Annotated in this window: 18 protein-coding genes and 1 riboswitch; of the genes, 11 read left to right on the plus strand and 7 right to left on the minus strand. The window is 43.2% G+C overall.

Annotation, left to right across the window (positions count from 1 at the left end; all coding sequences use genetic code 11):
- Window positions 1-45: 45 nt before the first annotated feature.
- Complete coding sequence (locus tag J3P37_RS03640; protein WP_256009643.1) at window positions 46-1,194, minus strand: YncE family protein; 1,149 nt, start codon at window positions 1,192-1,194, stop codon at window positions 46-48.
- On the minus strand, window positions 1,191-3,248 hold the full coding sequence (locus J3P37_RS03645; protein ID WP_256009644.1) for a TonB-dependent receptor: 2,058 nt from the start codon (window positions 3,246-3,248) through the stop codon (window positions 1,191-1,193). The genes J3P37_RS03640 and J3P37_RS03645 overlap by 4 nt, the downstream gene beginning before the upstream one ends.
- A gap of 95 nt (window positions 3,249-3,343) precedes the next feature.
- A riboswitch (cobalamin riboswitch) is annotated at window positions 3,344-3,545 on the minus strand.
- A 243-nt stretch (window positions 3,546-3,788) separates the two neighbouring features.
- Between J3P37_RS03645 and J3P37_RS03650 the strand changes: the two genes are divergently transcribed.
- The 4 genes from J3P37_RS03650 to J3P37_RS03665 are packed head-to-tail and all read left to right on the plus strand — an operon-like array spanning window position 3,789 to window position 8,265.
- Window positions 3,789-5,084: a TolC family protein gene (locus J3P37_RS03650; protein WP_256009645.1), complete on the plus strand. Its 1,296-nt coding sequence runs from the start codon at window positions 3,789-3,791 to the stop codon at window positions 5,082-5,084.
- Between the two features lie 2 nt (window positions 5,085-5,086).
- Window positions 5,087-6,295, plus strand: coding sequence for an efflux RND transporter periplasmic adaptor subunit (locus J3P37_RS03655; protein ID WP_256009646.1), 1,209 nt, complete (start codon window positions 5,087-5,089; stop codon window positions 6,293-6,295).
- Window positions 6,292-7,038, plus strand: coding sequence for an ABC transporter ATP-binding protein (locus J3P37_RS03660; protein WP_305121103.1), 747 nt, complete (start codon window positions 6,292-6,294; stop codon window positions 7,036-7,038). The genes J3P37_RS03655 and J3P37_RS03660 overlap by 4 nt, the downstream gene beginning before the upstream one ends.
- Before the next feature lie 9 nt (window positions 7,039-7,047).
- Window positions 7,048-8,265 carry an ABC transporter permease gene (locus J3P37_RS03665; RefSeq protein ID WP_256009647.1) on the plus strand — a complete coding sequence of 406 codons (1,218 nt, stop codon included), beginning with the start codon at window positions 7,048-7,050 and terminating at the stop codon, window positions 8,263-8,265.
- 255 nt (window positions 8,266-8,520) lie between these two features.
- Here J3P37_RS03665 and J3P37_RS03670 read toward each other — a convergent pair whose 3' ends face one another.
- Window positions 8,521-8,817 carry a GNAT family N-acetyltransferase gene (locus J3P37_RS03670; protein WP_256009648.1) on the minus strand — a complete coding sequence of 99 codons (297 nt, stop codon included), beginning with the start codon at window positions 8,815-8,817 and terminating at the stop codon, window positions 8,521-8,523.
- 167 nt (window positions 8,818-8,984) lie between these two features.
- Here J3P37_RS03670 and J3P37_RS23040 point away from each other — a divergent pair, with 167 nt between their 5' ends.
- Together J3P37_RS23040 and J3P37_RS03680 are read left to right on the plus strand one after the other, a co-directional pair.
- The gene (locus J3P37_RS23040) at window positions 8,985-11,108 is read left to right on the plus strand and encodes a response regulator (protein ID WP_256009649.1); all 2,124 of its coding nucleotides are present in this window, start codon (window positions 8,985-8,987) and stop codon (window positions 11,106-11,108) included.
- Between the two features lie 102 nt (window positions 11,109-11,210).
- Entirely contained in the window at window positions 11,211-11,846 is a 636-nt protein-coding gene (locus J3P37_RS03680; protein WP_256009650.1) for a response regulator transcription factor, read from the plus strand.
- A 91-nt stretch (window positions 11,847-11,937) separates the two neighbouring features.
- On the opposite strand, the gene J3P37_RS03685 is transcribed toward J3P37_RS03680, so the two are convergent.
- The 4 genes from J3P37_RS03685 to J3P37_RS03700 form a co-directional block, all read right to left on the minus strand.
- Window positions 11,938-12,147, minus strand: a complete 210-nt coding sequence (locus J3P37_RS03685; RefSeq protein WP_256009651.1) for a hypothetical protein — start codon at window positions 12,145-12,147, stop codon at window positions 11,938-11,940.
- Window positions 12,116-12,940, minus strand: coding sequence for a universal stress protein (locus J3P37_RS03690; RefSeq protein WP_256009652.1), 825 nt, complete (start codon window positions 12,938-12,940; stop codon window positions 12,116-12,118). Before J3P37_RS03690 ends, J3P37_RS03685 begins: the two co-directional genes overlap by 32 nt.
- Window positions 12,941-13,062: 122 nt before the next feature.
- On the minus strand, window positions 13,063-13,476 hold the full coding sequence (locus J3P37_RS03695) for a DUF6691 family protein (protein ID WP_256009653.1): 414 nt from the start codon (window positions 13,474-13,476) through the stop codon (window positions 13,063-13,065).
- Between the two features lie 3 nt (window positions 13,477-13,479).
- Entirely contained in the window at window positions 13,480-14,037 is a 558-nt protein-coding gene (locus tag J3P37_RS03700) for a YeeE/YedE thiosulfate transporter family protein (RefSeq protein WP_256009654.1), read from the minus strand.
- 71 nt (window positions 14,038-14,108) lie between these two features.
- Here J3P37_RS03700 and J3P37_RS03705 point away from each other — a divergent pair, with 71 nt between their 5' ends.
- The 5 genes from J3P37_RS03705 (at window position 14,109) to J3P37_RS03725 (ending at window position 20,755) form a co-directional block, all read left to right on the plus strand.
- Window positions 14,109-15,557 (plus strand): phytoene desaturase family protein, encoded by a 1,449-nt coding sequence (locus J3P37_RS03705; protein WP_256009655.1) that lies wholly within the window; start codon window positions 14,109-14,111, stop codon window positions 15,555-15,557.
- 181 nt (window positions 15,558-15,738) lie between these two features.
- Entirely contained in the window at window positions 15,739-17,994 is a 2,256-nt protein-coding gene (locus tag J3P37_RS03710; RefSeq protein WP_256009656.1) for a heavy metal translocating P-type ATPase, read from the plus strand.
- A 30-nt stretch (window positions 17,995-18,024) separates the two neighbouring features.
- Window positions 18,025-18,237 carry a heavy-metal-associated domain-containing protein gene (locus J3P37_RS03715; protein WP_256009657.1) on the plus strand — a complete coding sequence of 71 codons (213 nt, stop codon included), beginning with the start codon at window positions 18,025-18,027 and terminating at the stop codon, window positions 18,235-18,237.
- Window positions 18,238-18,390: 153 nt separating this feature from the next.
- Window positions 18,391-18,759, plus strand: coding sequence for a response regulator transcription factor (locus J3P37_RS03720; protein ID WP_256009658.1), 369 nt, complete (start codon window positions 18,391-18,393; stop codon window positions 18,757-18,759).
- Window positions 18,760-19,150: 391 nt separating this feature from the next.
- Window positions 19,151-20,755 carry a sensor histidine kinase gene (locus J3P37_RS03725; protein WP_256009659.1) on the plus strand — a complete coding sequence of 535 codons (1,605 nt, stop codon included), beginning with the start codon at window positions 19,151-19,153 and terminating at the stop codon, window positions 20,753-20,755.
- Window positions 20,756-20,811: the final 56 nt, after the last annotated feature.

A 20,811-nucleotide genomic window follows, 5' to 3' on the forward strand; every position in this document is an offset into this window, starting at 1 on the left:
GAGTTAATTATTTATATATGACTAAAATTTAATGGCTTAGTAGTTTTAGTAGTAATGGAAAGCTATGTGGGCGGGTATGTCACCGGTAGTTACCTGCCATTTCTTCTTTCCTTCTTTGCTGAAGCAGTAAAGGGTGCCGGGGCTGACATAGTCTTTGGCATCGGTTATAAAAACATCTTTAGTTACAGGGTGAACAACGATGCCCTGAGGGGTTTTGATATGGTACTCTGTTCCGTCAGTAATAAAGCGGCCATCCAGCATTGTTTCGTCTTTGACATTGATCATTTTATAGCTGACCTCGTTCTCGCCGGTCTGGTAACTGAATTCCGTGCTGTAGAGGTAAGCAGTATCCTGATCAATACAGAAATTACTCACTGCTGTGTTGAACACTTTTTTAACTCTGTCGTCTTTTGTATCGATAACGAATAGTCTGGAAGGGATGTCGAAATAGTCGCCGCGAGACGATACATACAGATCGCCGTACTTGTCCTTTTTAAGGCGGTGTAAGTTAATAGCAACTTCGATTCGCTTTAATTCTGTAAAAGAGGAGAGATCTATTACTGATATAGTGCTTTCATAATCTGGTGGGCTGTAGCCTCCGGAGTTAGCCACATATAGCTTGTCGGCCACCACAGCCATTTCTTCTGGCTGCCGGCCGACAGTTACCTCCCTGGTGATTTGAAGGGCCGCCGTATCCACTTCTGATACCTTACCTGCCGGAGCTTTAGGATCTCCTACTACTCCCAGGTAGGCACTTACGTAGGCTCTGCCTTTGTGGAAGGTAATATAGCGGCAATTGGCGATATCTATCTGTCTGATCCTTTTACCGCTTTTAGCGTCCAGCACTTCGACCTTGTTGGATACATTTACAACTACATAAAGCTTTGATCCATATATGCCGATATCATTGCCCACATCTCCGAGGCCTTTGGTAATTTCCGGGTTAGTTTCATTGTAAATATTCCGGCGATAAATTCCGCTATTAAAATCAAAGTAGTCTAAGGAGGCTTTGTTCATGTTCAAATTCCCTTCATTCAGAAGGTAGAAGCCCCTGACTTCTGTGCTTTGCCCGTTTGGGGGGACTGTTTCTTCCTGCTCTGGTATAACTGCAGGATCTTTTCTGCAAGAAAAAACAGAACATAGCAGGGTAGAGGAGATTAGAAAAACCGATACAGTGGATTTGAGATTCTTCATAATTTATAGCTAAGGGTTAATCGATAATTGCGGCCCGGCATCGGAAAATTTGCAATGACATCATAGTGCTGGTTGAGCAGGTTATTGATCTCAGCATTTAATTTTAGTTCATTGCCGTTCAGTGTTGTTTTATAGAATGCACTGAGGTCATGAGTATACCAGGGCTGCATATAATTGTATATGTTGTTGGCAGCTTGATTGTATCGTTCGCCGGTGTAAATGAAGCTGTAGTTTAAGCCAATACGCCGGTAATCTGCACCGGCAAGTAAAGAACCGCTGTGAACCGGGATATAGGGGATCTGATCGCCGTAATTTTCATTTGGAGCAGGATTCGCATCTGTTGCCTTTTGATAGGTATAAACCATTGATGCACTTATAGAAACTTCCTTGGAAAGCTCCCATGATGATTTTATGTTAAGGTCCAGGCCTTTTATATGAACAAGACCCAGGTTTCTCATACTCCAAATCGCGATATTATTGCCCGGCTGGGCGATGATCTTGTTTTTTACTTCGTTATAGTAGGCATCGGCCTGCAGGCTAATTGCAGAAAGCAGGATGTCGTCATAAGTCTTAGAAAAGGTGATCCCCAGGTCATATTGCCTGGTGTATTCGGGTTTAAGGAACCTGTTGCCGATTTGTGTAAAGTACAGGTCGTTAAAGGTGGGCGTCCTGAACATGGACTTGTAAAAGCCCCTGAGCCTCAATTGATCTGAAGAGAATGGCTGCCAGGAAGCCATAAAAGTGGGGTTGAATTCTTGTTTGCTCCCTGGAGCTGCGCCTTCCTGAACCTGATCGCTCAGGCTGGTGCTTAGCACGTTAAGTTGAAGATCTAATTTTTTGATTTTGAGTTGGGTTGCCAGGGCAGCTAAAACCGTGTGCCTTTTCGGGTGAGGAAAGCGGTAAAGATTGGCATCCATAGTATTGTACCTGTAGTCAGTGGAAATAGCTATTTGCCAAAAAGATGTTAAGTAATAGGAGTTAGCCATAGAGAAGTATAGTTCCTGCTCATGATATTCGTTTTCCAATAAGCCATTAAGATTGGTTATCTCCGGATCGAGATAGCGTAACCGGTCGTTAGCATATTTTGAATTGATGAGAATGCTGTATTTTTTGTTAACGTTGTGTCTTACAGATGATTGAATAAAGAAGTTCTTATCCCATATCCGGTATTTATAATCAAAGCGGTTGCCAACCGTTGCTCCTGGCAGACCACGCTCAGATTGGTAATTGTAGAATTTGATATTCCATGTGCCTTCATCTGACAGTTTGCCATAAAGTGCCGCTTCGATCCTGTTGGAGAGGACATCACCATTACTTCGTATGGCACTAGTATCGTATGTTCCATTGGTATAGCGGAATTTGTATTTGCCGTTTGCGTTTGTAAGGGAAGTGTTAAGGCTGCCGTAGATCTGATCACTGATCTTATATTGCAGCAGGGCAGAGGGATTGATCAGGCCAAATGAGCCTGCTTTCAGGTTTAAGCCGGCATTCAATTTAGTTCCTGTCTTGAATCGGGGACTCAAAGTCTTAAGATATACAGAGGCTGAGGAGGCAACACCAGTTGCCGGTTGAAGAAGATCCGTTCTTTGGCCGTTATATAAGGTTATCTCCTCAATATTGTCCAGTGAAAACTTACCAAGATCTATTTGGCCGTTCTGTGCATTGCCGAGCTGCAAGCCATCGTAAAATACGGAGGTATGGTTGGTTCCCATGCTTCGCACGTTGATGGTTTTTAGGCCGCCTATCCCTCCATAATCCTTTAACTGAACACCAGACAGGTATCTCATGGCGTCTGCTACGGAAAGACTGCTGGTTCTCTTAAGCTCTCCTCCGCTTAGTACCTGAACAGGTACTGGTGATTTATTCGTTGAGCTTATCCTATGGCTTTTTACTTCAACTTCCTTTAGCTTATGAGCTTTAATCGAATCATTAAGGGGTATTTTGAACTTATCATCGGAATCTTGAGCAGATACCAGTACAGGTACAGCCATGACTATGAAAAGCCAGAATATTTTCTTTAGATAGATACCAGGATCCCTGAACAAAAATGTCATTGTTATTTCGCTGATTTACAGCAAACAGGGCATAGTACCACAAATGGAAATACACAGAAAGGTATCCTCATTCCAGCTTCAATCCCCGAAAGCTATGAATTTATGTTGCGATGGCAGGTCTTCTGACTTGCTCCCCTTTGCCCTGCCTTCCCATCCTGGTTTTAGCAGGACAGTGGCTTTAAGAATGGGCTTTGGTTATGGAGCTTACAGCTGCGGGACAGTTCCGGATTTACACCGGATTCCCTTTTAATCCTTTCCTGATGAAACAGGAAAGGAACCAAAAGCAGGTGCAAAGGTATTCATTTAGGTTATAAGTTGCGAGTTGTAAGTAAAAGAAAAAAAGAAGCTAACTCTTCACCTGCAGTCAGATTCATCTAAACAAATGAAGGACCTATTTGCTTATTTAGGTCTATAGTTGTAGCAAATCTTTACCAACATGGTCAATAGACATCATACAGCCCGCTAAGTTTTATGTTCTCAGGAAGACTAAGAATTTTATCCATTGGTTTTATAGTGCATTTGATGCTTACCACACCTTTGATGATTACGGCACAATCCAAACAGGATACAGCAGCACTCACTGGTACTAAAGCAGTGTGGAACCTGCAACAATCGCTCGAATATGCCCGGCGGAATAATATACAGATCAACACTCTCAGGCTAACAGAACGTTCTGCAAATCAGCAACTGCTTTTGTCGCGGTCAGCATTACTTCCAGACCTTTTTGCCTCAGGATCACAAAATCTGAATCACAGGAGAAACCAGGGTAACACCATTACCGGAGCTTATAACTTAAATTCTGGCTGGACGCTTTACAGAGGCGGCTACTTACGCTCAGATATTCGCCAAAAGGATCTGGCTGTGCAATCCGCTAACCTGAGGGTTCTTGAGGAAGATAACAATATCACTTTGCAGATCACCTCGGCATACCTGAATATCTTGCTTGACAAAGAAAGTATAATTTATGCCGAAGATCTTGTGAAAACCTCTAAATCTCAGCTTGAACAGGCACGGCGACAATACGCAGCCGGCAGCATCGCCCGAAGGGATGTAGTTCAGTTTGAGGCTCAGCTGGCAAACGACCAATATACCCTGGTTACCTCGCAGAATGCAGAAAGGCAGGACCTGCTTAATCTCAGAACCCTTTTGCAACTGCCAGCAGGTACTAATTTTGATATCGTTGAGCCGGATACAGTGTTGTCGGAGCTTGTCATTACCCCTTTACAAGAGGTACAGCAATACGCTTTACAAAACCGGCCGGAGATAAGGAACAGTGACCTGAATGTACAGATAGCGGAACTTGACCTTACAAAAGCCAGAGCCGGGTACCTGCCTACTCTAAGTGCGTCTGGCAGCCTTGGAACCACCACGGGGGGGAACAATACAGTGATTATCAACAATAATGCGTTTAGCTCAAATACCGGTCAGTTCGGCCGGAACTTTTATCAGCAGGCGGGCATAACACTTTCTATCCCTATATTCGCCAACCGGACCAACAAAACTAATGTAGAGCTCGCAAAGATCAATATTGAACAGGCCGAGCTTGACCGCCGCAATGCGAGTATAACACTTTCTCAGGAAGTGGAACAGGCATATATCAATGCGCTGAATGCTCAGGGACAGTACAATGCCGCACGGGAGCAGTTTAGGTACAATCAGGAAGTATTCCGGATATCCAATGAAGAATTACGCCTGGGAGCGGCCAATATTTTTACCTTTTACCAACAGCGCAACTTATATGTTCAGGCCTTGCAAAACTATATACAAGCTAAATATAATGCCGCCCTATCGGTGAGCATTTATAATTTTTATTCAGGCATTCCTATAACATTATAATTATGACTAAAAGAAGATTAACATGGATACTGGGAGTGCTTGTTGGACTTGTGCTCATCTGGTACCTGTTTTTCAGAAAGAAAGAACAGCCTTTAGTGCTTCAAACTGAAAAAGCTCAAAGGGGTAATATCACTGAAAGTGTAACTGCAACCGGTACGGTTCAGCCCGTGGATACCACATCTGTCGGTACTCGCGTTTCGGGAACTATAGAGGCTATTTATGCTGACTTCAATTCAACGGTGAAAAAAGGTCAGCTACTGGCAGTTCTTGATAAATCATTATTACAAGCCACGGTTGATCAGACCAGGGCGGCGCTTTCAGAAGCAAAGAGTAATCTTAGTTACCAGTTGAGTAATTTCAACAGGCAAAAGCAACTGCTGGAAACCGGATCCATCAGTCGTGCGGAGTATGAACTTGCATTAAATAATTACCGCTCGGCCGCAGCAGGCGTAAAGAATATAGAGGCACAGCTCAGATCAGCGGTGCAGAACATTGCTTTTACAAACATCTATTCTCCGGTTAACGGGGTGGTGTTAAACCGCTCAGTAAATGTAGGCCAGACTGTTGCGGCTAGTTTCAGCACTCCTACTCTTTTTGTCATAGCACGGGATATCACCCGGATGCAGGTTCAGGCAGCGGTAGACGAAGCCGATATTGGCAGTGTGGACGATGGACAACGGGCTACTTTTACGGTCGACGCTTTTTTAAACGATGTGTTTAAGGGAACGGTACAGGAAATTCGCTTAAGACCAAACCGCACCTCGAATGTGGTCACCTATACCACCATTATTAATGCACCAAATAAAGAGTTGAAACTCAAACCGGGAATGACCGCCAACATTACGATCTATACTAAGGAAGCGAATAATGTGTTGCTGGTGTCTACCAGGGCGCTGCAGTTCCGGCCGGATTCGAGTATGGCCAAAGAGTATACGATCACACCATTACCAAGAAATGCAAAGACCAATGTTTCATCTGCACCGGGAAGCGAAGGAGCCGTTAAGGACGCAAATTATGTATGGGTGTTAGAAGGCAAGGTGCTGAAGCAAAAAAAGATCGAAACCGGATTGAATAATAACACACAGGTTCAGGTACTGAGTGGTTTGTCTGCGAATGAATTGGTTGTTACCGGTATTGCTCCTGCTGCGGGAGAGGAAGCTGGCCAGCAATCAAGTCCTTTTGTTCCTAAACGGGGAGGAGGAAGGCGATGAGCAAGATCTTAGAGATACATGACCTGAAACGGGAATTTAAAGTCGGATCTGAGATAGTCCGCGCGTTAAAGGGTGTGTCGTTTGACGTAGGAACCGGGGAGTTTATAACGATCATGGGTACCAGCGGCTCGGGAAAAAGTACGCTTTTAAATGTCCTGGGCTGTTTGGATAAACCGAGTTCAGGAACCTATCTGCTAGACGGGGTAGATTTGAAGAGTCTGAACCGTAACCAGCTTGCACAGTTCAGAAATACAAAGATCGGCTTTGTCTTTCAGGCTTATAACTTGCTGCCCCGGACTTCTGCGCTGGAGAATGTAGAACTGCCTTTGTTGTATAATCCTTCGATAAATACGAAGGAACGGCGGGAGAGGGCGATTCAGGCGCTGGAAGCGGTGAAGCTCGCCGACAGGTTTGATCATACCCCTAATCAGCTTTCGGGCGGACAGCAGCAGCGTGTTGCAATCGCCAGGGCATTAGTGAACGAACCGGTAATGATCCTTGCCGATGAGGCTACTGGCAACCTGGACACCCGCACCTCCTACGAGATCATGTCGCTGATGCAGGAGCTAAACCAGGTGCAGAAAAAGACTATTGTGTTTGTTACCCATGAACCGGATATTGCTTCTTTTAGCAGCCGGACCATTATGCTTCGCGATGGAAAAGTGCAGAAGGATACTCCTAATGAGAATTTGCAATCGGCCAGGGAAGCGCTTAACTCATTACCGGTAACGGAAGATTATTAACGACATCTCATGAACGCACTTAATTTGTTAAGGATTGCTGTAAAGGCACTGCAAAGAAATAAGCTTCGGGCCTTTCTTACCATGCTGGGAATTATTATCGGTGTGGCCGCTGTAATTACGATGATGTCAATAGGAGAGGGATCCAGGCGGAGTATAGAGTCTAACCTGACCAGTATGGGTTCAAATATGATCACCATATCTCCTTCAAGCAATTCGCCCGGTGTACGTATGTCGGGCAGCAGTATTCAGAGCCTCACTGTAAATGATGTGATAGCGCTTCGGAATCAGGCAACTAACCTTACTGCCGTCTCGCCAATGGTATCGGCAAGCGGACAGGTGATTAAAGGCGCGCTAAACTGGTCGACAAGTATACAGGGAGCCAGTCCGGAGTATCTGGACATTAGGAAGCTGGAAGTAAGTGAAGGAATCAGTTTTGATGAATCTGATGTTCGTTCTTCTGCTAAAGTCTGCTTGCTCGGAAAAACGGTCATAGACAACTTGTTTCCCAACGGCGAAAATCCGGTGGGGCAGATCATTCGCTTTAATAAGATCCCATTTCAGGTTATAGGGGTTCTGGCATCAAAGGGTCAAAGTGGTTTCGGCCAGGATCAGGACGATATCATTATTGCTCCCTACACCACGGTGCAAAACCGGGTGCTTGCAAGTACCTACTTTCAAAGCATTTTTACATCTGCAATAAGTGAAGCAGCATCTGAAGCAGCCTCAGAAGAGATCACACGTATCCTGCGGGAAACGCACCGGCTAAGAGCAACCGAAGAAAATGACTTCTCTGTACGAACCCAGGCTGAACTGATCAATACGCTCAATACTACCATGGGCATGCTGACGGCCTTACTTACCTCTGTGGCCAGTATTTCCCTGGTGATAGGTGGCATAGGAATCATGAATATCATGTATGTATCGGTGACCGAAAGGACCAGAGAAATAGGGCTGCGGATGTCGATCGGAGCCAGGCCTGTTGATATATTGATGCAGTTTTTAATAGAAGCTATTTTGATCAGTATTACGGGTGGGGTGATAGGTGTTATTATTGGTGTATCGGCTTCTGTGCTGGTGTCGGGAATATTGAACTGGCCAACCGTTATTTCTGAACCTTCGATTGTTATATCCTTCCTGGTTTGTGCTTTAACAGGAGTTTTTTTTGGATATTATCCTGCACAAAAAGCTTCAAGGCTGGATCCTATTGAGGCGTTGCGGTATGAGTAGACACCAGGACACACGCTGCACGCGTGCGCCAGCGCCCAATGTCGTTATTTAAACTTTTGTCTGTCCAGAGAGTTCCGCAGGGTCTCTGGATTCAGAAATAAATAGCAGTCTCTGACTCCGTTAAAGCGCTATACAAAACGCCTGAGGAGTCGGAGACTCTTTTTTATGGGATAACCCTTAGTCCCTGGCGCGCTTAAGCCCCGGCTACAGACTAAGGGCAGCCTTAAGTGCTGCGTGTGCCTTATGAAGTATTTTTTAGCCCTTCCTATCTTCCGTAAGGTGATTCCACTCCGGGTGGCGCTTAAGGAAAGTTTGTGTATAAGAACAAAGAGGGACAAGCCTTAACCCATGTGTGTCTAGAAATCGAAGGGCTTTTTCAACCATTGCAGCTGCAACACCACGGCCTTCCAGTTCTTCTGGAACTTCGGTATGTAAGATATACACGGTGTTATCGCGTTTTTTGTAGTCGATAAAGGCACGACTCCCATCAATCCACAACTCAAAATTATGGATATTTTCGTTATTGATCAGTTCAATTTCTTCGTGTTTCATTTAAACAAATTTACTACCGGTACCAGCTTCTTAAATTGATGCATGTTAAGATTAACCAGATTCTTGTAGAATTGTTACTACAAGTAATTAGAAGTCTCATTACAAACCGCCTTGTAATTATGATTTACCTTTGAGCCGCAACATAATTCCCCAGATGGGTGTCTATTGTGAAAAGAAAACAAAGTTGGAAGGCCGGATATCGCCTTATTTTAATTGCCGTTTTTACATTTGCGATCCTTATTCTCTCATTGCTGGCGATCAGGAAAAAAGGGGTGTCTGAAGATCTTGAGAAGATCACCGATAACTTAGGGAGGAAGAGCCATTTAATCGATCTGACCGACGCTAGTATCGAGAAGCTTTATACCGTTGAAAATTTTCTCAGGCTGTATACCACTACCAGTGAAGAACGGTATAAGTCAGCGTATGTGTCGGGACTAGACGAACTCAAAGCCGCATTTGAGGTACTGGAGAAAGAGGATAAGAGTTCTTCTCCGGATCATGACGACTTGAACTCATTGGGCAAACTTCTGGCTGAGAAAAGGGCACGGACGGAGATCTTCGCCCGGCTTAAAAACATAAATGACTCATTGATCCTGGCGACAGTGGCTTTAAATGATACAGCGAGCACTAAAAGCGTTGGGTATACTCCATATAGTTTAAAAGATGCCCGGCAGTTTGTGAAGCAAAGCCGCAGCGTTTTTCCTGCCGAAGAAAAAAAGAAAAAAGGTGTTTTCAAAAGAGTTGCAGACGCCATAGCAAATAAAAATACGGGTGAGACAAAGATTATCAATGTCACAGAAACACATAATTATGAGCTTCAGCTTCGCGCGACACAAAGAGCATTGAATAAGCTGTTGAGGAAATCAGTAGAACGTCTTGCGGTAAATAACCGCGATCTTAGAAACAAAGAGCTTAATTTGTTGTCAAGCAATACGGAGCTGATATCCAGGTTATCATCTATCCTCAGGGAATTGAAGAAATCACAACAGATAACTGAAGAAGCCAGGATCGAACTGCTAAATGTACGGGCCGACAGAACTCTTCAAGAGCTGACAGATATTACCGAGTGGATGATTGCTATCGGTTTTATACTGGCATCTATAATTTTATTCAACGTCTGGCGTCTTTATCAGCATGATAAAGAGTTGGTTGAAGCAAAAAATGCTGCAATACGGCAAACTCACCTGAAGGGAGATTTTTTAGCTCATATGAGCCACGAGATACGAACGCCATTGAATTCTATCCTGGGATTTTCAGAACAACTGGATAGAACTTTTCTGACCATCGAACAAAAACAACAGGTTGCAGCCATCCGGAACTCTTCGGAGGTTCTGTTAACCGTAGTTAATGATATTCTGGACCTTTCAAAGCTGGAAACAGGGAAGCTGGTTTTGGAAAATGCCGACTTTATGCTTTCTGCTACCTTCGAGAGCGTTGTTTCTTCTTTAAAGATACTTGCTGAAAAGAAAAGTATAAGGTTGGATTATCAGCTCGATTTTAAGGAGAATCTGGTTGTATCGGGCGATGAGCACCGCCTCAAGCAGGTGCTGATAAACCTGGTTAATAATGCAATAAAGTTTACAGCCAAAGGTTCTGTTACCTTAAACGCTCGTCTTAGTAAAGGGGAAATATTAGAGTTTGAAGTGATTGATACAGGAAAAGGAATCGCGAAGCAGTACTTAAAAGGAATATTCGAAGAATTTACACAGGTTCCAGGAGACTCCAATAAGCAAAATGGAACTGGATTAGGTCTGCCTATTTGCAAAAAAATTGTGGAAGCTCAAAATGGAACCATCAGTGTCTCGAGTGAGGTAGGTAAGGGCTCTGTTTTTAGCGTTAAAATACCTTTCCGGATTTCAGAGATAGTTACAGAGCCTGAGGTCAAAGAGGTTAGGATGGATCAGGACCTTTCGCTTCTCTCATCAAAACGAATCCTGATCGCCGAGGATGATAAAATGAATGTTATGCTTTGCAAGATGATCTTCAAAAAATGGAAGGTTGATTTGGATATTGCCGAAAATGGGAATAAGGCTTTTGAAATGTTCAAGGACAACAGGTATGATATTATTCTAAGCGATATTAACATGCCGGAACTGGACGGCATCCGTTTAACTGAAAAAATAAGAAGACATGGGGATAAAACCAGGTCGGGAATACCTATTCTTGCAATAACGGCACACGCCATGAAAAAAGACCACGATCAATACCTTTCAGCTGGCATGAATGATTATGTGGTGAAGCCTTTTTCAGAAGAAGAGCTCTTCCAAAAGATCGTAAAGTATATTTCGTAGTGCCCTGCCTTTATTCTGCTAATCAGAAGATGTTGAAGAACGTTTCAAGGCAATGCATTTTTTGTACCTTTCCAGAATCTAATGAGTTTAGGAAATTTGCCCATGAGTGCTAAAACAAGGAGGATTCTTATAACAGACGATCATTTGATCATTCGTTACGGGACCATCCGGCTTATCAAAGAATTTATGCCTGATGCGATTTTTTTTGAAGCGAGCACATTAAATCAGGCAAAAGCAATTATATCAACAGAGGATATTGACCTGTTGATTCTTGATATTAACATTCCGGGTGGCGATAACATTAAAATGGTTGAAGCGATTAAAGTTAAATGGCCTGGTATCAAAGTTCTTATGTTTTCCGGTTACCCTGAAGAAGATTATGCAATGAGATATATCCAGGCAGGGGCAGATGGTTATGTTCACAAAGATACCTCGATAAACGAGATTCAAAGGGCTGTTGAGCTTGTTCTTGCCGGAAAAACTTTTATGAGTGAGCAAGTAAAGGAACATGCAATCAACACCTTAATTAGCAGGGATAATCCCGGCAGGAGAATAGATACCCTCTCCAATCGCGAACTGGATGTTGCCAGGCATCTAATTAATGGCCGCGGAACCATCGAAATTGCTGCAGCTCTAAATCTTCAAATGTCAACCGTCAGCACTTATAAAAAACGCTTGTTCGAAAAATTGCAGGTTAAAAATATTATAGAGCTTATAGATAGGTTCCAGGAAAGCTGATACGCTGTTAGCTATCTGATAGGTAACCAGATAGCTAATTGAGTTTCTTTTTGTTCTTAAGAAAAAAGACTGCCAGATAGACAAGTTTATTTTACCTCCAGCCAATTGTATCCATAGCTCTGGAGGTAATTTTCAGATCTGAATTATCCAGATGAATTTCCGGCCCGGCTGACAACAGGCTGTTAAGCGTAGCATCTTCTTTTATAGCAGTACTGACAACCAGTTTTGCGGCTCCTTGCTGAAATTGTGGAGCATCACCAATGCTCCACTTAAGAAGGAATAGAAAGCAGGGGAATAGCACTTTTAAACACCATCTCCCGGGTTTTGCTTTTGTGGAACAGCGAACTCCAGAAAGAGTATTTGTGCGGCGACATCACCAGTATATCGGCCTTAAACTCCCTTATGCCCTCTTTTAAGCCCGTAATGATATCTTTGGCATCCACATCCCGGTAGGTATGATTTAAAGTACCAATCGAATCTTCCAGCTGACTTAATACAGCTTTTTTAAGTTCGGCACCTGCTGCAGCCAGTGCCGGTGATTTCCATACATGAAATACCTGCAGTTCAGATCCGAAGGTGGTGGCTATTTCTTTTAACTCTGTTAAATGATCTTCTTTCGGCACCGAATGGTAATCGCAGGCATATAAAACCCTTTCCGGCAGCTTTATTTCTACGCCTTCAGGGACGATTAAGACCGGCAGGCAAACATTGCTTATAATGGTGGCTGATGTGTTGCTGTGTACATGGGGCCAGTCTGCATTCTCTTTCATGCCCATAACGATCATCCCTGCGTTTAACTTTTTAGCTAGTTCTTCCAGCGATTCCTCGGTCATGGAGGTAAGGGTACAGGTACTCAGTGGAGTTCCATATTTTTCCGATAACTTTTCGGCATACTTTTCCAGACGATGCCGGTTTTCTTTAACAAGTGTGTCCATGGCGGAAGCACTGATCCGACCGTTTAGAGCATGAATATTAAAATTATAATTGTTAAAAAGTACAATTTTGGCTTTTGTGAAACGTGCTATAAATGCCACGTATTTTAACGCTGTTTCAGCACTTTCAGAATAATCTGTTGCGACTAATATTGTTCTCATATCCTATTGGCTTAATCTCTTGCTTTAAAGATAAGAAATATTGCAGACAGTTGGGAATGACTAAAGTGGTGCTCATCAAGTGACTTAGGTCACAGGGGAGAGGGGCAAAACAGATGAATTGTTCAATGAGGGAGTTTCTTTTGAAACACTCCATAGAGATACGTTCCGAGCAACGCACCGGTCACCACGATGATCATAGACCAGTAGCCGTAACCGATGTTTACAAACATGGGGCCCGGACAAGCGCCTGTAAGCGCCCAGCCTAATCCAAAAATAGAACCGCCGATCAGATACCTTCTCCAGCCTTGTTCTTTATTCGGGATGGTGATTGGCTGACCTTCGGTGTCTTTTAATCCTAGTTTTTTAATGAAAAAAACCGCAACTATACCCAGGAAAACGGCTGTGCCAATGATACCATACATATGAAAGGATTGGAAACGGAACATCTCCTGAATACGGTACCAGGAAACTGCTTCCGATTTTACCATGATCACACCAAATACTAAACCTGTCAGAATATATCGTAAGCCTTTCATGCTTTAAAAAATTAAGGGTAATAAAAGGTGAGTCATTAGAAGGCCGCCAATAAAAAATCCAATAACTGCAACCAGGGAAGGTATCTGTAAATTTGACAAGCCGCTAATAGCATGGCCTGAAGTGCAGCCCCCTGCATAGCGGGTACCGAAGCCAATTAATATTCCGCCAGCTAACAACAATATCGCATTTTTGAATGAAGTGCCAGACTCCCATCCGAAGATCTGAGCGGGGTTCAACTTGCCATCGAAGATAATTCCTAGCCCTTTAAGGTCCTGGATTGTAGCGGTGGAAAGTTGTAAGGGCTCATCGTTTTTCAGTAAACTGGAGGCCAGGAATCCGCCCAGTAACGATCCGGACAAAAAGAGCAGGTTCCATCTTTTTGTTCTCCAATCGAAATCAAAAAACTCTACTGTTTTCCCCGCACCCATGATGGTACATATAGTTCTGAGATTAGAGGAAAATCCGAAGGTCTTGCCGAAAAGCAAGAGTGTGATCATTATGGCTGCGATTGCCATGCCTGATGTGTACCAGGGCCAGGGTTGTTTTATTAGCTCGAGCATTGGTTGTAATTATATCTTTTAAAATAGTAAGTTTAAGGTTTATAGTACACAATTTAAAATAAAAGAAGGAATTGAGTTATAGGGAATATGATGCTGTTGTAGTAGGTTCGGGGCCAAATGGCCTGGCGGCTGCAATTACTCTCCAAAAAGCGGGGCTGTCTGTTTTGCTTATTGAAGGAAAAGATGAAATTGGAGGGGGCATGCGTTCGGCTGAACTGACTCTGCCTGGCTTCGTACATGATATTTGTTCTGCCGTCCATCCGATGGCTGCTGCATCTCCGTTCTTTAAAACATTACCCTTACATGAGCATGGATTGGAGTTCATCTATCCGGAAATAGCTGCCGCACATCCTTTTGATGACGGTAAGGTCGCCATTTTAACGGAATCGATCGATAAAACAGCCGGGTCTTTAGGCGAAGATAAGCATACCTATTTAGACTTGATGAAACCGCTGGTCGAGGCCTGGCCATCTATTAATAAAGATGTTTTGGGACCGCCCTTAAGCATTCCGTCTAATCCCATTGCAATGGCAAAATTCGGATTGAAGGCCATGACCTCTGCTTTGCAGTTATCCAAATGCTTTTCCACAAAAGAGGCTAAAGGCTTATTCGCCGGTATGGCTGCTCATTCTATTCAGCCGCTTTCAAACCTGGCGACCTCTGCTATCGGACTTGTATTAAGTGCCGCCGGACATTTGGGTGGCTGGCCAGTTGCTAAAGGTGGTTCCGGTGAAATTGCAAAAGCATTAGCCTCTTATTTTGAATCCCTTGGCGGGAAGATAGAAACAGGGTTCTATGTGACATCATTAAGTCAGTTGCCTTCGGCTCGTGCTTTATTGTTTGACCTAACACCTAAACAGTTGCTGGAAATTGCCGGGCATAAGTTTTCGTCAATTTATAAATGGCAGCTGCAGCGTTACCGTTATGGCATGGGCGTTTTTAAGGTAGATTGGGCATTACACGAACAAATTCCTTTCAGTGCAGAGCAGTGCAGGAATGCCGGAACGGTACACCTTGGCAATACTATTGAAGAGATTGAACTCAGTGAACGCACATCCGCCAGCGGCAAAATTCCTGAGAACCCATTTGTGCTCCTTGCTCAGCAAAGCTTATTTGACCCAGGCAGGGCACCCGCCGGAATGCATACGGCCTGGGCTTATTGCCATGTGCCAAATGGCTCGAGGGTAGATATGACCGAAGCTATCGAGAAACAGGTGGAGCGCTTTGCACCAGGCTTCAGGGAACGGATCCTGGCCAGGCATGTTTTTAATTCCATGGAAATGGAGGCGTATAACCCCAATTATATTGGTGGTGATATTAATGGCGGGGTGATTGATCTAGGTCAGCTTTTTACCCGACCGGTAATTTCGCTTTCTCCTTATAAAACCTCAGCAAAGGGAATTTATATCTGTTCATCTTCAACACCTCCAGGAGGAGGCGTTCATGGAATGTGCGGTTACCATGCTGCCAAAAAAGCATTAAAAGAAACGTTTAATTTGTCTGTTAGGACGCTTCTATAGCTATAATTAGTTCCTCCTGATATTTGCTGTATTTCCTGCGCAATCAAAACTAATTTTCTTCTGTTGAGAGAAAAATGATCGTTGTCATATAAGCTTGTTTTTAATAAAATTTATAACTCTTTCAGATAATTATATAAAGATTGGATCCTGATTACCGCTTACTTTGCAATAAATAATTGTTATGTCAGTGAACCAAGAGTTATCTAACAGAAGAAAGACTCAAAACCATATAAAAAAAACATTTCCGGTTACAGGAATGTCCTGTGCCGGATGTGCTGTAAGCGTTGAGTCGATGTTGAAATCAGCTGCAGGTGTGTCTGCGGCAGGAGTCAACTTTGCAAATAATACGGCCTGGGTGGAGTATGATCAAGCTCTTACATCGCCGGAAGAGCTTCAAAAAGCAATTCGTTCGGTTGGCTACGATCTTATTGTGGACGCCGAAGATCCTCTGGCAAAACAGGAGGACTTGCAGCTGAAACACTATAGAGAAGTAAAGTACCGAACAATATGGGCTGCTATACTTTCCCTTCCGGTTGTGATCATAGGAATGTTTTTTATGGATATGCCCTATGGAGCCTGGATTTCGATGGCGTTAACAGCCGTAGTTCTTTTCTGGTTTGGGAGAAATTTCTTCTTGAACGCATGGAAACAGGCAAGGCACGGCAAAGCCAATATGGATACACTGGTAGCACTGAGCACGGGTATCGCTTTTCTGTTCAGTACCTTTAATACCCTGAATCCTGAGTTCTGGCATAGCAGAGGCATCCATCCGCATGTATATTTTGAAGCAGCAGCAGTGATCATTGCTTTTATATCTCTTGGGAAGTTCTTAGAGGAAAAAGCCAAATCTAATACCAGTTCAGCTATCAGGAAGCTGATGGGCTTACAGCCTAAAACCGTTAAAGTGATGATAGGCGATTCCGAGCAGGAGATTTCAATTGCGTCAGTTGTAAAAGATCAAGTAATTATTGTCAGGCCTGGGGAAAAACTGCCGGTTGACGGTGCTGTAATTTCAGGCTCGTCGTTTGTGGATGAGAGTATGATCACTGGCGAGCCTGTTCCGGTTCAAAAATCTAAGGGAGATAAAGTTTTTGCGGGGACAATAAATCAAAAAGGCAGCTTCCAGTTCATAGCTGAAAAAGTAGGCAGTGACACTTTGCTGGCTCATATTATAAAAATGGTTCAGGAAGCACAGGGAAGTAAAGCACCGGTACAGAAGCTTGTCGATAAGATCGCCGGGATCTTCGTTCCGGTAGTTATAGGCATTGCAATATTAACCTTCCTCACCTGGATATTGATAGGAGGTGAAAACGCTTTTACACATGCTTTGCTAACTTCAGTAACCGTTCTTGTGATAGCTTGTCCCTGTGCTCTGGGCCTGGCAACGCCCACAGCAATTATGGTAGGAGTAGGAAAAGGAGCCGAAAACAACATCCTGATCAGAGACGCAGAGAGCTTAGAACTTGCTCATCAGGTAAATGCTGTAATTCTCGATAAAACCGGTACCATCACTGAAGGAAAGCCTGTAGTAAACAAAATTAACTGGCTTGATGAAACAGTGAACACCTTGGAGCTGAAAAGTATCCTCTACAGCCTGGAAATCCAGTCGGAGCACCCTCTGGCCGAAGCGATCGTTAAAGAGCTGAAAAACGAAGGAATTGGCTCAAGTAAGCTGGACCATTTTGAAAGCATTACCGCCAGGGGGGTGAAAGGAAGCTATTTGGGAGAAACCTATTTTGCCGGTAACCGCAACCTGATCCGGGAAAATTCAATTAAGATCAATGAAAAGCTTTCATCCTTTGCGGAAGGATTGCAACAAAAAGCAAATACTGTGATTTATTTTGCCGACACCAGTAAAGTATTGGCTATAATAGCTATCGCGGATAAAATAAAAGCCAGCTCCAAGGCAGCGGTTGATGCGCTGAAGAGTATGGATATTAGCGTGTACATGCTCACTGGCGATAATAAAGAAACTGCTGCAGCGGTTGCGGCGGAGCTTGGGATCTCAGAGTTCGAAGCAGAGGTTCTGCCTTCGCAAAAAGCCGATTTTCTAAAAAAACTTCAGGAGCAGGGAAAAACAGTCGCTATGGTTGGCGATGGAATTAATGATTCGCATGCGCTGGCTCAGGCTGATGTGAGTATAGCTATGGGAAAAGGTTCGGATATTGCTATGGATGTAGCCAAAATGACCTTAATTACGTCAGACCTGCAATCAATTCCAAAGGCGCTAAAGCTGTCAAAGAGAACTGTCAAAACTATCCGTCAGAATCTGTTTTGGGCCTTTGTTTATAATGTGATAGGGATTCCGGTAGCTGCAGGCGCGTTATATGCCTTTAACGGATTTTTACTAGATCCAATGATTGCAGGTGCGGCAATGGCACTGAGTTCCGTCTCGGTGATAACCAACAGTTTACGGTTAAAAGCACTTAAACTTTAATCAACATATTTTTAAACAGAATATACAACAATGGAAAATTTAAAATTTAAAACAACGATCAAATGTGGCAACTGCTTAAATGCGGTTACGCCAGCTTTAAATGAAACTGTGGGAGAAAATTACTGGAACGTAGATCTTTTGGATCCATCAAGGATCTTAAGCGTTTCAAGTGAAAGTACTGCTGACGCTGATGAAATCATAGCAGCCGTTAAGAAAGCGGGCTTTGAAGCTGAAAAGATATAAGCAAGGAATCAGAAAGAAAGCAGCACCGGGTTGGCGAATAATATCCTGGTTAGAAATGGAGTACATTCCGGAAAATCACAATTCTAAAACTTATTTATAATTTACTTGTATTTTATCTGTTTGTGGATATACCGCATTTTTTAGCGAAGATTTATGAGTAAGAATATACATGTGGTGGAGGATGATGAGTCGATTTGTGAGATAGTTGAGTTAATTTTGAGGGAAGAGGGGTTCTCTGTGGAAACTTCTTCTTCAGCTACTGAATTTTCAAATTCTATATTTTCTTCTCATGACGTTCCGGATTTAATTTTACTTGACATTATGTTACCCGACGGTGACGGGAGAAAGTTATGTGAAATGGTCAAGCAAAGCGATTCAACCAGCCAAATCCCGGTAATTTTGATGTCGGCTCATGCAAACTCCGCAGAAGTTATTAAGGATGGCTATGCGGACGCTTTCATTTCCAAACCTTTTGATATTTATTATCTCGTTAATGAAGTGAGACGGAATTTGAGGATGTGAGGATAAGACAATTAGCGGATCAAATTAACAGCCATCCGGATTTCTCTTACCACGCTTTTATACGGCGTCTACATTCCTAATGACCTCCTACCGACTTCTCTCTGAGTTTCTTCTACGCTGGTTCGAGAATTGTCGAACAAGTGTAGAAGCAGCTCAGAAGGAGAGTAGACAGAGATCATACTGAGACTAGGATCCTCCATCTCAAAGGGATCTCATAGCCATCTCAATAGATGATGGAAGACTGTTCAGAAGATGGTCAGACTGTGATTAGAAGAAATTCATTCAGGGAAGTTGTCACGGGAAAAATTCCAGTGTTATGATATAATACTTATTGGAATGAGTAATAAACTAAGACAATCTATTTCTCTAGTTTTGTCCTGCAAACATTTCTATGAACAACCGCAAATATTTACTTCTTATTGCTTTTTTGATCCTTGGAAGTTTCGTCAGCATAGCTTTCTTTATCAATGATCGCTTAAGTAAGACAGTTAGTGATATTTCGGCTTCATTAACGGGGTATCAACATCAACAGAAGGCAGCATTCTATCGTGACCAGTTCAATGTATCTGTAGAAACAATAACCACAGCCGAAAATCTGCTTCGGGAGGCTGAAACTGTGAAAGATGTATCTCTGCTTTATCCGGCCTTAACAAGTACCCTTTTTTCAGATAAAAAAATAGTAAAAATTTGGTATTCAGTCATCTCTGGAAGAGACAGTTCTTTCAAGAGCTTCAAGCGGGATACTTCAGGTTCCGTTGTGCCTGTACAATCTGATTTTGTTAAAAGCTGGGTTGACAGAGTATTGGTAAACCCTTTAGCCAGGAATGATACAAATTCGGAGTTTTTAAATTTCCAGGGACGTCTGCATTGGTTACTAGGGCGAAGACTACTATTAGCAGACGGCACTCAAATCGCATTTGGATTCGATATTGACCTGCTTGAGTTACAGAATTACTTCAGACAGACCGATTATATATGGCAATCTTATGCTTTTATAACTACTTTAAATAACCTCTGCATTTCTCATCCGGACGAGCAAATGATCGGCCGCAAAATATTGACCCGACTCTCCGTGCCGGAGTTAATGAGACGATTGAAAAAAAATTACAGAATTAGCGACACCGTCGTTTCGAGTTATTTAAACGTGCCGGTAATCCGGTATTACAGTTTTTTAACTGTGGGTTCAGAACAATGGCTGTTTGTAATGGACACGCCGGTTTCGGTGATCGACGAAGATGCCAGGGAAATCAGGAACTATATCCTGGCAATTGGCATCTGCTGTGTATTCCTGGTGATTACGATAGTGATACTTGCTCAGAAACGCTGGCAAAGGCAATTCCTGCTAAGGCAGCAGGCTGAAAATACTCAAAAGGAACTTGTGCTTGAAAATCAAGTGCTCGAAATTATATCAGAAAAGCAACAAAAAGAAAATGCACTGCTTCAGCTCGGAAAGCTTAAAGAGAAGATCAATCCCCATTTCTTGTTTAATTCATTGCTTTCTTTGAATGGCTTGATCAGTCAGGATCCTGAGCAGGCTAAGGAATTTGTAGTACGGCTATCGAAAGTCTACCGCTACGTATTGAACGATTTCCCGGACGGGCTGTCAACCTTAGATGAAGAGATCCGCTTTGCCGAGCAGTATAGCTTTTTGCTACAAATTCGCTTTGGTGAAGCCTTGCAATTGCATCAGGCAGATCTCCAGCATATAGGGCCGGCCAAAATCCCATTTTTAAGCATCCAATCTGCCATAGAGAACGCGGTTAAGCACAATATCGTATCTAGGTCTAACCCTCTCACTATTACTGTCACTAAAGAGGGGGATTGTCTGGTCGTATCGAATAATTTGCAACTGAGAAAAGACAAAGGCGATTCTTCCGGACAGGGCTGGGCCTATATAGAAAACATCTACAAGCATTATGGGATTGAGCACTTTAAACATGGTATGGAGGGCAATACGTATAAATGCTATCTTCCCCTGATTTATTACAAAGAATGAGATCAGACCATTGCGTCGTGCCGTCCTGAGTTTGTTTTACCTACACTCCTGGAAAC

Source organism: Desertivirga xinjiangensis (genome assembly GCF_024436435.1).
Lineage (GTDB): Bacteria > Bacteroidota > Bacteroidia > Sphingobacteriales > Sphingobacteriaceae > Desertivirga > Desertivirga xinjiangensis.

Bases quoted from the DNA above. Each gene is read 5' to 3' on its own strand.
- J3P37_RS03640 (WP_256009643.1), bottom strand. From the start codon at position 1,194: ATGAAGAATCTCAAATCCACTGTATCGGTTTTTCTAATCTCCTCTACC.
- J3P37_RS03655 (WP_256009646.1), top strand. From the start codon at position 5,087: ATGACTAAAAGAAGATTAACATGGATACTGGGAGTGCTTGTTGGACTT.
- J3P37_RS03680 (WP_256009650.1), top strand. From the start codon at position 11,211: ATGAGTGCTAAAACAAGGAGGATTCTTATAACAGACGATCATTTGATC.
- J3P37_RS03645 (WP_256009644.1), bottom strand. From the start codon at position 3,248: ATGACATTTTTGTTCAGGGATCCTGGTATCTATCTAAAGAAAATATTC.
- J3P37_RS03695 (WP_256009653.1), bottom strand. From the start codon at position 13,476: ATGAAAGGCTTACGATATATTCTGACAGGTTTAGTATTTGGTGTGATC.
- J3P37_RS03690 (WP_256009652.1), bottom strand. From the start codon at position 12,940: ATGAGAACAATATTAGTCGCAACAGATTATTCTGAAAGTGCTGAAACA.
- J3P37_RS03670 (WP_256009648.1), bottom strand. From the start codon at position 8,817: ATGAAACACGAAGAAATTGAACTGATCAATAACGAAAATATCCATAAT.
- J3P37_RS03650 (WP_256009645.1), top strand. From the start codon at position 3,789: ATGATTACGGCACAATCCAAACAGGATACAGCAGCACTCACTGGTACT.
- J3P37_RS03725 (WP_256009659.1), top strand. From the start codon at position 19,151: ATGAACAACCGCAAATATTTACTTCTTATTGCTTTTTTGATCCTTGGA.
- J3P37_RS03660 (WP_305121103.1), top strand. From the start codon at position 6,292: ATGAGCAAGATCTTAGAGATACATGACCTGAAACGGGAATTTAAAGTC.
- J3P37_RS03665 (WP_256009647.1), top strand. From the start codon at position 7,048: ATGAACGCACTTAATTTGTTAAGGATTGCTGTAAAGGCACTGCAAAGA.
- J3P37_RS03720 (WP_256009658.1), top strand. From the start codon at position 18,391: ATGAGTAAGAATATACATGTGGTGGAGGATGATGAGTCGATTTGTGAG.
- J3P37_RS03715 (WP_256009657.1), top strand. From the start codon at position 18,025: ATGGAAAATTTAAAATTTAAAACAACGATCAAATGTGGCAACTGCTTA.
- J3P37_RS03700 (WP_256009654.1), bottom strand. From the start codon at position 14,037: ATGCTCGAGCTAATAAAACAACCCTGGCCCTGGTACACATCAGGCATG.
- J3P37_RS03710 (WP_256009656.1), top strand. From the start codon at position 15,739: ATGTCAGTGAACCAAGAGTTATCTAACAGAAGAAAGACTCAAAACCAT.